At 43.1% G+C, this 16,328-nt stretch carries 10 protein-coding genes; all 10 read right to left on the minus strand.

Annotated features, from left to right (window positions below):
- Positions 1–57: 57 nt before the first annotated feature.
- Complete coding sequence (locus RM553_RS11020) at positions 58–780, minus strand: energy transducer TonB (RefSeq protein ID WP_311534983.1); 723 nt, start codon at positions 778–780, stop codon at positions 58–60.
- A 112-nt stretch (positions 781–892) separates the two neighbouring features.
- Positions 893–1,642 (minus strand): energy transducer TonB, encoded by a 750-nt coding sequence (locus RM553_RS11025; protein ID WP_311534984.1) that lies wholly within the window; start codon positions 1,640–1,642, stop codon positions 893–895.
- Positions 1,643–1,668: 26 nt separating this feature from the next.
- The gene (locus tag RM553_RS11030) at positions 1,669–2,064 is read right to left on the minus strand and encodes a VanZ family protein (protein WP_311534985.1); all 396 of its coding nucleotides are present in this window, start codon (positions 2,062–2,064) and stop codon (positions 1,669–1,671) included.
- Positions 2,054–2,434, minus strand: coding sequence for a glycine cleavage system protein GcvH (gene gcvH, locus RM553_RS11035; RefSeq protein WP_311534986.1), 381 nt, complete (start codon positions 2,432–2,434; stop codon positions 2,054–2,056). Before gcvH ends, RM553_RS11030 begins: the two co-directional genes overlap by 11 nt.
- Positions 2,435–2,494: 60 nt before the next feature.
- A complete protein-coding gene (gene sov, locus RM553_RS11040) occupies positions 2,495–9,667 on the minus strand; it encodes a T9SS outer membrane translocon Sov/SprA (protein ID WP_311534987.1) in 7,173 nt (2,390 codons plus the stop codon).
- Positions 9,668–9,672: 5 nt separating this feature from the next.
- A complete protein-coding gene (ruvA, locus tag RM553_RS11045) occupies positions 9,673–10,254 on the minus strand; it encodes a Holliday junction branch migration protein RuvA (RefSeq protein WP_311534988.1) in 582 nt (193 codons plus the stop codon).
- 84 nt (positions 10,255–10,338) lie between these two features.
- Positions 10,339–12,630 (minus strand): NADP-dependent malic enzyme, encoded by a 2,292-nt coding sequence (locus tag RM553_RS11050; RefSeq protein WP_311534989.1) that lies wholly within the window; start codon positions 12,628–12,630, stop codon positions 10,339–10,341.
- Positions 12,631–13,054: 424 nt separating this feature from the next.
- The gene (gene queG / locus RM553_RS11055; protein ID WP_311534990.1) at positions 13,055–13,978 is read right to left on the minus strand and encodes a tRNA epoxyqueuosine(34) reductase QueG; all 924 of its coding nucleotides are present in this window, start codon (positions 13,976–13,978) and stop codon (positions 13,055–13,057) included.
- A gap of 457 nt (positions 13,979–14,435) precedes the next feature.
- A complete protein-coding gene (locus tag RM553_RS11060) occupies positions 14,436–14,564 on the minus strand; it encodes a hypothetical protein (RefSeq protein WP_311534991.1) in 129 nt (42 codons plus the stop codon).
- Between the two features lie 285 nt (positions 14,565–14,849).
- On the minus strand, positions 14,850–16,175 hold the full coding sequence (locus RM553_RS11065) for a cytochrome P450 (protein WP_311534992.1): 1,326 nt from the start codon (positions 16,173–16,175) through the stop codon (positions 14,850–14,852).
- Positions 16,176–16,328 lie beyond the last annotated feature (153 nt).

Raw genomic sequence — 16,328 nt, forward strand, 5'->3', positions numbered from 1 at the left:
GAAAATAAAAAATCCCGGCTAAAACCGGGATTTTCAATTCTTTATAGCTTGTAAAAACTAGTCCTGAACCTGGAATACAATTGGCAAAGAGTACATTACCCCTACCGCTTTTCCACGCTGCTTACCGGGCTGCATGCTTGGCAGTTTACCAATTACCCTTGCCGCTTCCTGCTCCAGCCTAGGGTGGGGAGCACGGGAACGAATTTCAGTAATCTTACCGTTTTTATCGATCTTAAACTGAACGATAACCCGGTTAATTCCGGAAAGTCCAAGTTCTCCACCAAGATCCTTGTCAAAATTTCGGTTTACAAACTGACTAATTTTTTCACTCATACATTGCTTACGCTGATCGTTGTTGCTTAAACCTTCACAACCAGGGAAGATTGGCACATCTTCAATAACCGCGAAAGGAACATCATCAATCTCTTCTTCTACAGGAGCCTCAACAACTTCCTCTACTTCCACGATCTCATCAAGGCTGGTTTCTGTAGACTGGATCTCATCCTCTTCTACTTCTTCCTCATCTTCCACTACCTCAATAATTTCCGGTGCTGGTGGCGGTGGTGGCGGTGGAGGTGGTGTATTCTGGATTTCTGTAATTGGTACTTCTTCGTCATCAAGAGCGTCCATATTTACCTGGCCTATATCAATATCTTCCCTGTCATAGGTTTTCCATTCTATGGCCTGCCAGGTAATAAAAAGAACTAATATCAGCCCTAATTGAAGGAAAAGAACACTTCTTCTGCCTAAATCTGCTTTTGGATTTTTCTTAGGTTCCATGGTTATTAATTAATAAGAATTGCTAAAATAAATATTTTTTCTAAAAAACTAAACTAATCCCGAAGAATAAACTATTTAAAAAATTCTCTTCCCCGAAATTAGAAAGTTAATGTTAATCCTGCACCTTAAAGCGGATCGGGATGCTATAGGAAACAGGAACAGCTTCGCCCCGTTGTTTTCCAGGTTGCATCACCGGTAATTTCTCAATCACCCGCTGCGCCTCTTCTTCCAGTGCAGGATGAGGCGCACGTGTTTGTATTTGTTCAACTTTACCGTTTTCGTTGATTACAAACTGAACAATTACCAGGTTAATCCCGCTCAACCCCAGTTTTGCACCTAAAGAGGTATCAAACTCACGGTTAATAAAGTTACTGATTTTTGAACTCATACAGCTTTTACGAGCCGCATTATCATTCAGTTTTTCACAACCAGGGTAAATGGGCACAAACTCGATCACTTCAAAAGGAACCTTTTCAACCGGCTCCTCAGTATCCGGGTCTTCAATATCTCCAACTTCTGGTAAAACTGAAAGATCTGCAGGTTCAACTTCAGTTGGTTTCATATCATCTTCAGGCTCAGAATCCTCATCATCTGTTGTTTTATACTTATCCTGAACCGGTTCCTGAGGCACCTTTGGCAAAGGTTCGGGTAGTTCCTGTTTAATCGTCACTACTGGCGGAGTCTCCTCCAGTTCAAAAGTATCAAATTTCATTCCTAAAGACTTTTCACCGTCTTTTTCTGAAGTATAAGTTTTCCATTCAATAGCATTAAATGTTAATAGTAAAACGAGGATAAGCCCTATTTGCAGGAACAATACCCATTTACGGCTTAGATCAGCCTTTGGATTTTTCTTGGGTTTCATAAGATTGGAATATTTGGTTATATGCACTAGTCTATCTTCCGCCTTAATCTCTGTAAAGGTCCCTGGAGAAGGAAAAAGATTAAGACAGCAAGTAAAACACCAGTTGAATTGGCCAAAATATCGAACCAATCGGGATCCCTGTAGCTGGTGAGGGTTCCCTGAAGAACCTCAATTAACATACCAAAGAGAATGCTAAGTCCTGAAATCCAAAATAAATTTGCTTTGTAATTAACTCTATCCCTGGAAGAAATAATAAAGTAAAGCTTCCACATGCTTACCAGAAGGAAGTAAGCGGTTGCATGCAGCATTTTATCGGTGGGATTAAAAGAGCCCACACTTATCTTTCCCAAATGGATAAGGGAAAAATAGGTAAGGGCTATGGTATAGACACCCGAAGCTAAAAGTGAAATCCTAGCTACCAACTATCTCTTTATATTCCTTTGCTGAAAGCAAATCGTCCAGTTCAGAAGCATCGGTAAATTTAATCTTTACCATCCATCCTTCGCCATAAGGATCGTTATTCACCTTTTCCGGCTCGTCCTCAAGACTGGTATTGAATTCAACTATTTCCCCGGAAAGCGGCGCAAAAAGATCCGATACTGTTTTTACCGCCTCTACCGTTCCAAAAACCTCTTCCCTGTCTAAAGTCTCGTCTACCGTCTCAACCTCAACATAAACAATATCTCCAAGTTCCCCCTGTGCAAAATCGGTTACCCCTACAGTTGCAACGTCTCCTTCAACCTTCACCCACTCGTGGTCTTTGGTGTACTTTAATTCTTGTGGAATGTTCATAGCTTGATTTTATATGCGCAAAGTTAATTTTTTACCGCAATTGTTCAAACCGCCCAATACTTAATTTCCAAAATTATATCTTAAAGTTATTCCTGAACGAATAGTGGTTTGCGGAAAAGCAGTAGAAACAGCATAATCAGAAAAATTATGCTCATAATAAAACAGTGCGGTAAGGTTTCTGCTTAAGGCATAATCTGCCGTAAAGCCTATGGCCCAGATATCCTGCCCCGCCACCACCTGGCTGTCTTCCAGATCGAGGTAACGAATAATGGTTTTATTTTTCCGAAGGGAAAGATCCCCCTTAATAATAAGGTCGCTGCTCAAAATGCGGTTACGCCCGCCGAATTTGGTGGCGATCTTAAGGTCCCTGATCCTGTAACCCAAACCAAGAGTGTACTCATTTCCCTGCACTTCAGTGAGGAGATTGTTATCAAAACTGAAGGAAAGGGCACGGTCTTTTTGAATTTCGGCTAAAACCTGGATAGCATCTTTGGTTTCAAAATCCACCCTGATGAGCGGAGTAAACAATTCTGTTAATACCACGTTAGAGAAAAGCATTGGATTTTTAAAATCTCCTGCCTGGTTAATTTCCGCAATATTATCAGGATCATAATCCAAATTTGTCTGGAACTGATTAATAGTATAATCGGCCTGGTAGCCGTGGCTCATGGAAAATCTTCTGAAGGTATCCCTAAACCATTCCAGCCTCATGAGCCCGGTGTACTTTATTGCCCAGTTAGGCAGCGGGAAACTTCTAAAGGCTCCTAAATCTACATCTCCCGCGTCTGCTCCGGAATAGGCGGCGAGAAATGCCGGCAACAAAACTGCCTGATTGGTTTTGCCAATTCCCAGCGGATAACCTTCCTCATCAACATCATTGGGATCCAGTCCTCGCTCCTGCGCCAGGCGCCTTGCAACTTCCAGCCTGTTTTCCCTAAAAGTTTCAAAATTCGCCGACGACTGCTCATCGCTCTGATTAAAGGCAGTTCCAATAAGCAATGTGGAAATACTGAAATTTCCGTAGGTATAAGGAGTTAAAGGCTGGTATTCCAGAGTTTGCGGATTTACCTTATAGTTTTCAGTAAAAGTTTCAGCATAAGCCCTTCTCGCACTAATATCTATGGTTAAATCTGGCAACAGGCTTACCGAAGACTGTATATCCAGCTGCCTGTTTTTTACGGAAGAATATTGCTGGTTAAATTCCTGGTACAAGGTAAGCCAGCCTTTACGGGCAGCCATGTACCTTACATCATCCTGAAATCCAAAAGTAAATCCTGTGGTAGGTTTTAAAGTTCCCATAAAACCGATACTCTGCGTATACCCCGGAAGAAATATTCCCTGATTCTCGCGGTAATTTACCTGGATCGTCTTTATAGCCGTGGCAATGTTTATAAAGGTGTTCCAGGCTTCATGGCCTTTTACCTTCTGCTGTTCCTGTTCCGGCTTTTGCTGGCGGGGATCGCGCGCGGCATCGGGAGTGGGCACCCCGGCACTTCGTTCCCTTATGCTCCGCTTTGCAGTATTTTTTTTCTTTTCTACAAGGCCGACATAGTCATATAACTTCTGCAGGCTAAGATTAGCATTTAGCTGGTGAGAATTTGAATTCTGAACACTGTTTCCTATATCGGGAATCCCTTCAAGATCTTCAAAAATTTTAGAACCACGTTGCCACTGGAAATCCCCTGTATAGGTATAGGTAGCCTTAACAAAACTAAGGGCAGGGATTTTATCCAGGGGCAGATCATAATTTACCTGCAAGCTTTGATAATGCAAATTAGGTTCCCCAATACTGAAGAAATCATCCCAAAGCCCAATGCTGTTGTCTACAAATCCTTCATCATTTATATAATTCCTTACAATCCTGTTGTTGGAGGCATTAAAGTTAAAGCTAAGCGACCTGGTAAGATTATAATTAATACCGTACTGCCAGTCGAAAAGGTAATTGCGCTGGTAAAGGGTTGGAATTCCAATATCTTCGTCGGAAAGCTCCAGGGAACGAAATTTTTGCGCGTTGTACTGCCTGAAAATTGTAGCGCTGGCATTAATGTTTGACGGCAACAGGTTAAAGTTGAAATCTTTTAACGGATTAAAATAATCGCTGCTGTCCAAAACCGCAATATTTTTGAAAGGTTCTACTTCCTTAGGAACAAAATTGAACTCATACGTTCCTCCCACTCTAACATTTTTGTCCAGCCCCTCTTCAATTTCGAAATCCCGGTGGTCTATCTGATTATAGGAAGTTGAAAAAGCAAAATTCTCAATGTCATAAGGCATGGGTTTGGCATCTCCCCTCCGTTCTTTCCGCAAGCCGATTACATTAATACTCTCCCGTTTGGTATAGCTTTGCGACTGTTGCTTCACCCGTTCCCTCTCTGCCGCGTTTTCGATAGCAGCAAGCCTTGTATCCAGCTCCAGATCTAGATATTCCTGATCATATTTTGGAGTAATCAGTTCTTCCCCCCTGCTGTAATTAAACGGGATTTTTACCCCCCACTGTACCGGCAGCACCTGCCCAACATTTACATTGGTCACCACATCGTACTGCTGCAAGTCTTCCCTGCTGCGCTGGTTTGGCCCCTGTTCTATAGATCCAAACCCCACGGTGCTCCTTCTCCCGGTGGCCGAAACATTGGCAAAATCGGCCAGGTTGGTGTCCATATTCACTATTCCTGCCCAGCCGCCTTCATTATTTAATCCTGAAAGCCGCAATTCGTTAAACCATACCTCCCCACATAAATCCTGCACTGCCTGCGCACCCGTACCGTTTTTAACACCCAGCATAAGCATTCGAATATTTCCAAAACTCGGGTTTCCTTTTATTCCAATGCGCAGCCTTCCCGCTTCATAATCGGCTTCTTCATCAGTCAACTGTACGTCTTCAGTAAAAAAGTGAACTTCAGTAGTATTTAAAGAAGGGTCACCTAAAACTGCAGTTTTCACCTTCTGCAGCAAATCAAAAGATAAATCCAGCTTATTCACCTCCGGCCAGATTTCTTCCGCAGTAACGGCATCAAATTGCGTAGGGGACAAAGGCACTTCAATTTGATAATAATTCTCAGTAAAATCGGTTCCCATTCTTATAAAAGCCACCAGCTGCCCATCTTTTAAAGGAATTTCGCCTAAAAATGATTCCGCATGAAGAAACATTTCCAGCCTTTCATACTGCCGCATATCCAGCTGAAAATTTTTGTACACCGCACGGGCGTCCTGGGGCTCCAGGTCGCAAACCCTTATAAGAAGCGATTGTTCGTTTTGCCTGATATTGGTATTTCCTTCATACAGCTCCTCGCGAATTACCCTGGGCGGCAGGACATACGGCACCGGCTCCCGGTTCTCGTTTTCCTCAATATTTACCGCGGCCACTTCAAAAAGCGTGTTCGAATTGGCCGGGGCCGGGCTTTCTTCATTCAGGCTTTGAGTATATCTCCTGTAATCTCCCCTCACCAGGTCCATAGTCCCAAACCTAAGGTATGTGGGGTCTTCAAAACCGGTAAGGTACATCCTCATGAACCGGATGGAACGAAAATCGGCTATACCTCCCAATGCTTCGGTGGGCTCATAAATAGGAATTTTAAACTGAAGCCATCTTACCGGCAAATCCTGCCCGTTACGCATGGTAGTGGTAATTTCCCGCACATCGGTAATGTACTGGTTGTTGGCAATGCCCATACCGGGAAAAAAGGGAACTTCATACTCAAAATAACTGTTTATCGTATTCATGGTATTATCCCTGTTGATATCTTCGGTAGTTGGAAGGGTGGTGTTCCCACGGTTGGTATTTCCCACGTTTGTAGGGGAGTTGCCCTGAGGATTGTTGTAATTAAGGTACCTTTCCACAATCCCTCCCTCAGTGTTCAGGAAGTATTCGTAGTTATCTGCGGAAGGGTCCCCGGTGCCGGCAAATTCAGGGAAAAATTCTGCTTCGGCAGCATCTAAAAGTCCGTCATATCCGGCATCCTGATTGATGCGGGCCTGGCCTTCAGAATCAAAAGCATAAACCAGCGACTGGTCTGCAGGGACTTTCGCGAAATTGGTCTGAATTGCATTTTCGGCACCGCCATCTTCAGCAAGGCCGTTCTCATATTGTTTTCTCCCGTCTTTCAACACATCTTCGGAAATATTCCCTAAGTTGAAAACAATATTCCCACCGGAATTGTTCCTGTTTTCAGCATAGATATAAGGATCCATGACCCAGAATTCTATGAATTCTACGTTGGATTGTTCAAAATTGGTGGTGTTGATGCCGCGCATAATTCCGCCGAAATTCCCCTGCGGATTGGGCAAAGTGCCCGTGCCGGCAGCCGCAGGATTGTAATTGTAGGAACCACGCTGCTCCGGAAAGTAGGAAACATCCATAGTGTACAGCACCTGTGGCTGCCCCTGCACCACATCGGTATTTGGAAAAATTTCGCTTAGCGCCACCCGCCTGGTCCTGAAGTCGGATAAATCGGCATCGCTTATCCCATCCGGCCTGTTGCTGCTGTAGAAAATGGGGTCTATGGTGTACCAGGCCATTTTTGCCCTTTTGTAGCCATATTCTATCGCGCCGTTGGCAAGTTCTCCTCCAAAACCAAGTGGTACACTGGAAAGCTCCCAGTTTAAGGGGGAGTTAATGTCTATAGAAGTCTGGGAAGCTTCAAAATCGTCTACATAAGTGGTTACTTCTCCTTCAAAATCGCTGGCATTTGGCGCCCCGGGCAGCAGATAGGCAAATTCCCCGCGAATGGAAAGATTGGATTTCACATCGGTATCTACATTTGGCAATTTATTCACCAGCCTTGTTAAAAAAGGAACTTCCGTAGAATAATTAAGGTTAAGGCCTAAAATGGTGTTATTGATAGGCTCGTAGCTGTAACTGGATTTTTGGGTGAGTGGTTTCTCCTTCAGGTTAAGAAAAGTCCCGCCCACCAGAAAATTTTCATTGATGAGGTGCTCCACATTAATTCCTGTAAAACGCTTGGTTTGCTGGCCAAAAAGCGCATTATTTTCAGTATTTACCTGAATGGGAATATCTGAAGCCAGCAAGGCTTCGTCTAATATCTGCACCCTTCCCAGCTCGTAATTCACCACATAATCTACCCCTTCCTGAAGTACACGGCCGCCGGCGGTAACCGTAACAGAACCCTGTGGCAGGTTAAAACCAATAGGAATCCCTTCAATCTCCCCTGAAGTATAACGGCCTTTTAACTGGAACTTATTTTTATCGGCCTCTTCCTGCTCTGCCTGGGTCTTTGTAGTACGGTAAAGTGCCCGGAACACGTATTTTTGCTGATTTTCGTTCCAGGTGGAAAGCACATCATAAAGTTCGTTCCCGTTATTGGGGGTTACATCCAGTTTGTTGAACAAATATTCTCCAAAAGGCTCTACGGTGGTAAAGATAATATTCCCATTTTCGGGGTCTATGGTGATTCCCGGCACATAATCAAAAAAACCATCCCCGCCGTTTATCGGGTCGCCATTCGTATTAAGCTTGTCCAGCCTGAAAACCCTGAGCAAAGGTGTTTCCTGTACATCTTCAGGCAAAGGAACCGAAGCATTGGCAGCCGGTTTGATGTAATTTAACGGCTGGGGATCTGTGTATAAAATATTCATCCTGAAATCTTCCCGCTCCAGCTGATAACCCCCAAGACTGTAGATGTTTTTCATCATAAGGTCCCAGATTGGCTCATTTACGTTGGTAATGGTACTCTTCAGCAATTTTACCACCAGGTTGCGGTTAGAGCGGGGGTTGGCATTAGGATCGTCATTCACGCTGATATCTCCTGTGGCATTCACACCATCGTTGGCAAATTCTCCCACCTGGTAAACCTCTCCGTTCACGGTATACTGAAAAGCCACCGCCAGAACCTCGTCATTGCTCAGCCTTTGATTAAGGGAAATATAGCCAAGCTGGGTGTTCAGGGTAAATTCATTAGGTTTTAGCTGCCGCGCATTTTCCAGCTTCACATAATCGGTGCCTTCGGAAACGTTCACTCCGCCAAATCCCTGTTCTACCGTGGCAACATCTCGTATTGCCGGGGTAAGTATAGACTGGGAAGTTCCTGTAATCCCAAAAGGATTGAAATCGTTATTATCGTTATCGGGGAAAGCTCCGGGCGGCACATTAAAAAACCCGGCGGGCACCCCAGAAAGGCCAATATTACCAGGCACATTGGTTTCTCCCATATCCTGTATCCCTACAATATTACGGGTATCCTGAAGGTTTTGCACATTATTGGTGCGGTTGGTCACCCACACCTGGATACGTTTTATCTGGATATTGGTATTGATAAAAGGGTAATTTTCCAGCGCCTCATCATAATGATCCCTAAAGTAATGTGCCAGGAAAAAATGCCTGTCCTGATCGTAATCCAAAATAAAACGCTCAAAATCTTCAACCGTAGCGCCGCCTTCCACATTTACCGTGCGCCGCTCCGATTTTTGTTCAGAAAAAACCCCGGTGATGGTTGTTTTTCCAAATTGCAGTTCAGTTTTAAATCCAAAAAGGCTCTGCGCGCCCTGTATTAAAGCTGAATTAAGCGGCATGTTAACATTACCCACCTCAATTTTTCTTACAATATCATCTTCAGTTGGGGTGTATTCCAGCTTTAACTGATTTTGAAAATCGAAGGTAGACTCGGTATCATAATTAGCGGTCACTCCTAATCTTTTCCCAATCTGGCCCATGAGGCTCAGGCTTATCCGCTGGTCAAAATCAAAACTAAGGTTGCTCCGGTTACGCGGGGAAAAAGCAGGGTTATCCTGTTTGGTATATAGCAGGCCAAGGTCCATCTCTACCGTTCCCTGCGGCACAATGTCGATTTCGGTTCCGCCAAAAACGCTTTCAAAAAAGTTGTTGTTAACATAAAAGTCCGGCAGCAAATCTCTCTGAATTTCTTCTGCACCTTCTTTATTGCCGGCAAGGGCATCATTTTTCAGCTTAAAATAATTCTGCATTTCCTCCTTCAGCACCAGGTCTTCATATTCCTGAGGAGTAAGGATAAGGGGCAGCGAAAAATTGATCTCGCCAAGGCTGCGCCTGTAAATGTACCGGTCTAAAACAGGATCGTATTCATACTTCGTAACAATGCTTTCGGGATCGGGCAGCGAAATTTCCCCCAGAACATAACCTGTTTGCGTACTATCCTGCGGAGTTTGCTCCTCTTCCTGGGCAGAGAGGTTAAAAGAAATTACCAATAGCAACACTAAGGTAGACCATCCCGATGTTGGCAATTGCAAGTAATTGTTCTTCAAAGTAGTTATAGATTTTTAAGCGCCTGTTTTATCAGAGACTCAACGGTTGGGGCGTGGTTCTCCTTCAAAATTTTATCGATGACCTTTTCAGCTTGTTTTCGGGCAAAACCAAGGGTTTCCAGTGCAGATAACGCTTCTTCCTTGTGAGTATTGTTTGCAGATACAAAAACTTCGTCCTCGCCAAAAACTTTAAGAATTTTATCTTTAAGGTCTAAAATTACCCTTTGCGCGGTTTTGGCCCCTATTCCCTTAATGCTTTGTATAGTGGCCGCATCTCCCGTAGCAATAGCATCCTTTATCTGGCCTGGCTCCAGGGAGGACAGCATGGTCCTGGCCGTACTGGCCCCAACACCGGAAACTGATATGAGAAGACGAAAAATTTGCCTTTCAGATTTTTCCTTAAAGCCGAAAAGGGTATGGGAATCTTCCTTTACCTGCAAATGGGTAAAAAGGCTTATGGCTTCATTATCCTGAATAAGCGAAAATGTATGTAGGGAAATATGAACAAAATAGCCCACCCCGCCGCATTCAATAACGACATGGGTAGGATTTTTTTCAATAAGCTGCCCCTTTAAATGATGGATCATGCGTTAACAGAAAGTTAAAGCCCAAAAGTAATAAAATAAAGCAAAGGCCAAAACGGCTTCTATGTTATTAAATGCCTCATTTCGTTATTGTTTCTTGAGGCGCTTTTCCTTTTCCTGGGCGTCTACCACCGCCACTGCAGACATGTTTACCATCTCCTCTACGCTTGCGCCTAACTGAAGAATATGAACCGGTTTTTTCATGCCCATCATAATAGGCCCGATGGAATCTACATTGTTCAGCTCTTTGATTAATTTATAGGTGCTGTTGGCCGAATCGAGGTTAGGATAAATAAGGGTATTTACCTTTTTGCCGGCAAGTTTGGAAAATGGGAACTTTCCCTGCAGCATTTCCCTGTTCAACGCAAAATCTGTTTGTAGTTCGCCGTCCACGCTAAGTTCAGGATGAAAACGGTGAAGATAAGACACCGCTTCTTTCACCTTTTTCGCACGCGGATCTTTTGAAGAGCCAAAATTGGCGTAAGAGATCATGGCTACAACCGGGTCCATTCCAAACAGCTGCACCGTACGGGCTGTCATTTGGGCAATTTTAGCCAGGTCTTTTGCCGAAGGATCTATATTTATGGAGGTATCGCTTATAAATAACGGCCCCCGCGCGGTATTCATTACATTGGTGGCGGCTACCCGGCTAACACCTTTGGCCATACCTATTAGCTCCAGCATTGGCTTCACAACAGTAGGATAAGCCCTGGAATAACCTGAAAGCAATGCATCGGCATCCCCTTCGTTCACCATCATGGCCGCGAAATAATTGCGTTCCCGCATCAGTTTTTCCGCGTCGTAAAGTGTAACGCCATTCCTGCTCCTGGTTTTCCAGTACACCTGGGCGTAAGCTTTCCTGTGTTCTGCTTCCTCATCAGAAATAGGATCGATAATCTCCACATCGGAAGCATCAAAATCGATTTCCCGCATGAGCTCTTCTATCACTTCCCTTCTTCCCAAAAGGATTGGAATACCGATACCTTCATCTTTCACAATCTGGGCAGCCTTTAACACATCAAGGTGATCTGCTTCAGCATAAACAATACGCTTTGGGTTGATTTTGGCCCTGTTTATAAGAAGTCGCGTAATTTTATTCTCGTTGCCCATACGCTCCAGCAACTCGTCTTCATATTTTTGCCAGTCCTGAATAGGCTCCCTGGCAACCCCGCTTTGCATGGCGGCCATAGCCACCGCCGGCGGAACTTTGGCTATTAATCGCGGGTCGAACGGCTTGGGAATTATATAATCTGCCCCGAAATTAAGACGGGTTTCCCCGTAGGCAATGTTTACCTGTTCTGGCACAGCCTCTTTGGCAAGTTCAGCCAGGGCTTTTACCGCGGCCATTTTCATCTCTTCGTTGATCTTTGTTGCCCGCACATCCAGCGCGCCCCTAAAGATAAATGGGAAGCCCAGCACGTTATTTACCTGGTTTGGATGATCGCTCCTTCCGGTAGCCATAATAATATCGTCCCGCGTATCCATAGCCAGCTGGTAATCGATCTCGGGATTTGGATTGGCCATTGCAAAAACAATTGGTTTTTTGGCCATGCTTTTCAGCATTTCGGGAGAAACAATATCGGCAATGGAAAGCCCTATGAACACATCGGCATCTTTCATCGCTTCTGCCAGGGTATCAATTTTTCGCTCTGTAGCAAACTCTACTTTTTCTTCTGAAAGGTTTGGACGGTCTTTGCGAATAACGCCTTTACTGTCCAGCATCACGATATTTTCGGCTTTCGCGCCAAAAGACTTATACAATTTGGTACAGGAAACCGCCGCGGCTCCGGCGCCGCTTACCACTATTTTCACCTTTTCTATTTTCTTTTTAGCGAGTTCCAGCGCATTAAGGAGCGCTGCCGCCGAGATAATAGCCGTTCCATGCTGGTCGTCATGCATCACCGGGATGTCCAGCTCTGCTTTTAAACGCTGTTCGATCTCAAAAGCTTCCGGAGCTTTAATATCTTCAAGGTTGATCCCGCCAAAGGTTGGCGCGATATTTTTCACGGTTTCAATGAATTTATCTACATCTTTGGTATCTACTTCAATATCAAAAACATCAATATCGGCAAAGATCTTAAACAAAAGCCCTTTTCCTTCCATCACCGGTTTTGAAGCCTCGGGGCCTATATCGCCAAGACCCAGCACCGCTGTCCCGTTAGAAATAACCGCCACCAGGTTGCCCTTGGTGGTATATTTGTAGGCATTGTCTTTATCTTTCTCTATCTCAAGGCAAGGTTCTGCCACGCCGGGAGAGTAGGCAAGGGAAAGGTCCCTTTGAGTAGCGTATTTTTTAGTGGGCACCACTTCAATTTTTCCCGGTTTTGGTTTTGCGTGATAAACCAGTGCTTCGCGTCTCTTCCTTGCTTTGTTCTCCATAATGATATTTTTACCTGACTTACAAAGTTAGAAAGCCTGCCCACAATAACTAATTTTAAATTTTAAAATGTTTATAAGATATTAATTGAGTTTACTTCTTTCTTCTATTACTTTTTTCCATTGATGAAAAAAGTAATCAAAAAAATCTAGGCTTATGAAAGTTTATCTAAATTTCTCGCTCAGAACCTAAATTTTAGGAACTCGCTATTTATATTTTAATAAATAGCAAAATTTGTTTAGCTCAAACAGCCTAAAATTTTACGGTTCTTTCGCATCAAATTTTACGCTAAACTTTCACTAGGCCATTATACCTTTTGAATGAAAACACCACACCTGCTTTTTCTTAGCATCTAGAGATTTTCACACCATTATTGGAATATAAAGGTTCACCTGACATCCATAAACCTTCGAAGGTTGATTAAACCTAATCCTTTAAGAACTCAAGGTTGCGGCGCAGGCCTTCAAATTTAGTTCTTTTTACTGCCGACTTTTTAAAGATTTCATTAAAGGTTTCTCGGGTAATTTCTTCCCAGTCTTTTTTATCATTTTCAAGCAGCTGCGGATGTGGGTTAAAAAGCGGTTCGTTATGTGGTTTTGAAAAACGGTTCCAGGGGCAAACATCCTGGCATACATCACAGCCAAACATCCAGTCATCGAATTTGCCCTGGTAGGAAGCTGGCAGCTCGTCCTTCAGTTCGATGGTGAAATAGGAAATGCATTTGCTGCCATCAACCTTGTACGGTTCCACAATGGCATCTGTAGGGCAGGCATCGATGCAGGCGGTACAGCTGCCGCAGTGATCGGTAACCGGGGTATCGTATTCCAGCTCGAGGTCTACGATAAGCTCAGCAATAAAAAAGAAGGAACCGGTTTGCTTGGAAAGCAGGTTCGAATTTTTCCCAATCCAGCCGAGCCCGCTTCTGGCTGCCCAGGCTTTATCCAGAACAGGGGCGGAATCTACAAAAGCACGGCCTTCTATTTCCCCAATTTCGTCCTGCATGAAAGTCAGCAGCCGCTTCAGTTTATCCTTTATCACGAAATGATAATCCCGGCCATAAGCATATTTGCTTATTTTATAAGATTCCTTATTCTGAAATTCGTGCGGATAATAATTAAGCAGCAGGGAAATTACACTTTTTGAACCGGGAACCAATTTGGTTGGGTCCAGGCGCTTATCAAAATGGTTTTCCATCCACTGCATCTCGCCATGGCGGTTTTTATTCAGAAATTCTTCCAGCCGCGGTGCTTCCTCCTCAAGAAATTCAGCTTTGGAAATACCACAGGAAAGAAAGCCGAGGCGCTTGGCTTCGGCTTTAATTAATTCGGTGTTATGCCGTTTATTATTCACGGCGCAAAGTTAAGGTTAAATTTCCGGAGCAGGAATTTGCTATCTGAAAGTAATCAATCCTTTCTTAAATAAATTTTAATTCATTTCAATACATAATTTCATATGAACTCTTTCTTTTTTGCATCGCCCAAAAAAGAAACAAAAAAGTCTAGGCTTACGAAAGTTTATCTAAATTTTTCGTTCAGCACCTAAATTTTAGAAACTCGCCATTGTAAGTCAACTAAAGAAAGATAAAAGGCCATGCTCAAACAGTCTAAAATTTCACCGTGCTTTCACTTAAAATTTTACGATAAACTTTCGATAGGCCGGAGAAATTACAAAATATATAAGTTGTCAAAAACAATCGCTTTATATCAAAAAAATTAGACATCCAATTACATCGTTCTCAGCAATTAATTCAACTACTTCTTCATTCCCTTTTAAGTAATACAACAGAATATTTGTATTAACAAACAGTCTATTTCCATTCATCCCTCATTTTTTTCTGATAATCCAAAGGATCAATATCTGTTTGCAGAACACCTGCATATTTTTTAATATTCTTCTTAGGTGTCTTGGAAAAAGCTCTATTTAAAAGCTTCTTCATTTTATTAATTGGAGTGCCTTTTTTAATGACCGTTACCATTGCATTATCTTATTTATTATAAATGATCCACTTATATCTTGGACATTTATGTGTTTTCAATTGGTAAATTATTTTACCAAAGTTTTTATTTGAAAGTTTATAAAGCGGATTTTTTTACGGGATTTTTCTTGTTCCCTAATTGACTTTTCCAGATTTAACCTAAACTGTTTCTTCTAAGATACCATAATTTAAAAAGTTATTTCATAATAACTCCCGTAAAATTTTAGTCCCACTTCAGATACTTATTTACCTGCGTTCAAACTTTAAAATGGCATTTTTTGGCTTCAGCGTGATAAGTGGTAAAATTTCAATTTCTTCTGAAACAGCCAAAATCCTGTAACGCGAAACCAGCTCAGCAACCGTTAAAACCATCTCGTACATTGCAAAATTGTTGCCAATACATTTCCTGGGGCCGGCCCCAAACGGATAATAAAATGGCTCATGCTTCTTGCCGCCTTCCAAAAACCTTTCCGGCTGGAAGTTTTCGGGGCTTTTCCAATGCGATTTATGACGGTGGATCTCAAAAATAGAAAAGAGCAGACTTGAGCCTTTTGGAATATGCAGACCTTCAAATTCATCCTCTTCCAAATTCACCCGGTCAATAAAATAAACCGGCGGGTACAACCTCATGGATTCTTCGATTACAGCCACGGTGTAAGGGCAGGATTTCAAAAACTCCAAAAGATTTTCAGAAGAGGCCCTGGCATTTTTTACTTCCGCAGCAACTTTTTCCTGTTCTTCAGGGTGCCTCGCCAAAAGTTCAGCAATAAAGGTAAGCGCGTTAGAGGTGGTTTCGTGGCCGGCGGTAAATAAGATGAGGATTTCATCTATAAGCTGTTCTTCATCCATACCGTTACCATCTTCGTAGCGCGCGTCCAGCAACATATCCAGCAAATCATCATATCTTTTGCCACTTTTTTTACGTTCCGCAACTATTTTTTTCAGGATATTCCGGGCTTCCTCTGTTAGCTCCAGGTGATGTTTAATTTTCCCGCTTAGGTGAAACCACCATCTTTTAAACGGCTGGCGCAATTCCTTTACCAGCATTTTCTGGGCGGCCTCGGTAATGTACTGCAGGCGATCTATTTCTTCCTTATTGGCGGCGCCGCTAAAAAGCGACTGCACCACGGTTTGAAAAGCGAGGTCGTTAAAAACCGGGAAAACATCAATATTTTTACCCGGCCAGATGTTATCAAGTTCGGCTTTTATGGCAGAATTCACCGTTTCCAACAACAACGTCAGCTTCTTTTTATGAAAGGCCGGCTGGATCATCCGCCGTTGCTTTCGCCATTTCTCACCATCGGTAGTCAGCAGTCCATGGCCAATGTATTTTGCCATTTCTTTGGTCTGAATATCGGATTTATGATAATTTTTCTGGTTCTTCTGAAGCACATATTCCGCAAGACGCGCATCCCGGCAAAAGATAATTTTTTTTCCGAAGCCCACATTTATCCTGAAAACATCGCCGAATTTTTCAAAATTCTCATGATGAAAAGGCAGGGGATTTCGCAGGATGCGATTGGCGTTTTTAAGAAACTGAAAAGTGGAAACTGTTGGAATATTATTTTTCATCTGGTCATTTTAGAATTTGACCTCCTCCGGCCCGAATTCATTCTTCCCTTGGAACAGGAGAAATCAGCGACTGATTTAAAACTTCAATCAAGTAAGACCTCACAGGTTTCAAAAACCTGTGAGGTCTGTTAGCCTCAATCCCTTTAATTCATT

Source organism: Autumnicola tepida (genome assembly GCF_031846485.1).
In the GTDB taxonomy this organism is placed as follows: Bacteria; Bacteroidota; Bacteroidia; order Flavobacteriales; family Flavobacteriaceae; genus Autumnicola; species Autumnicola tepida.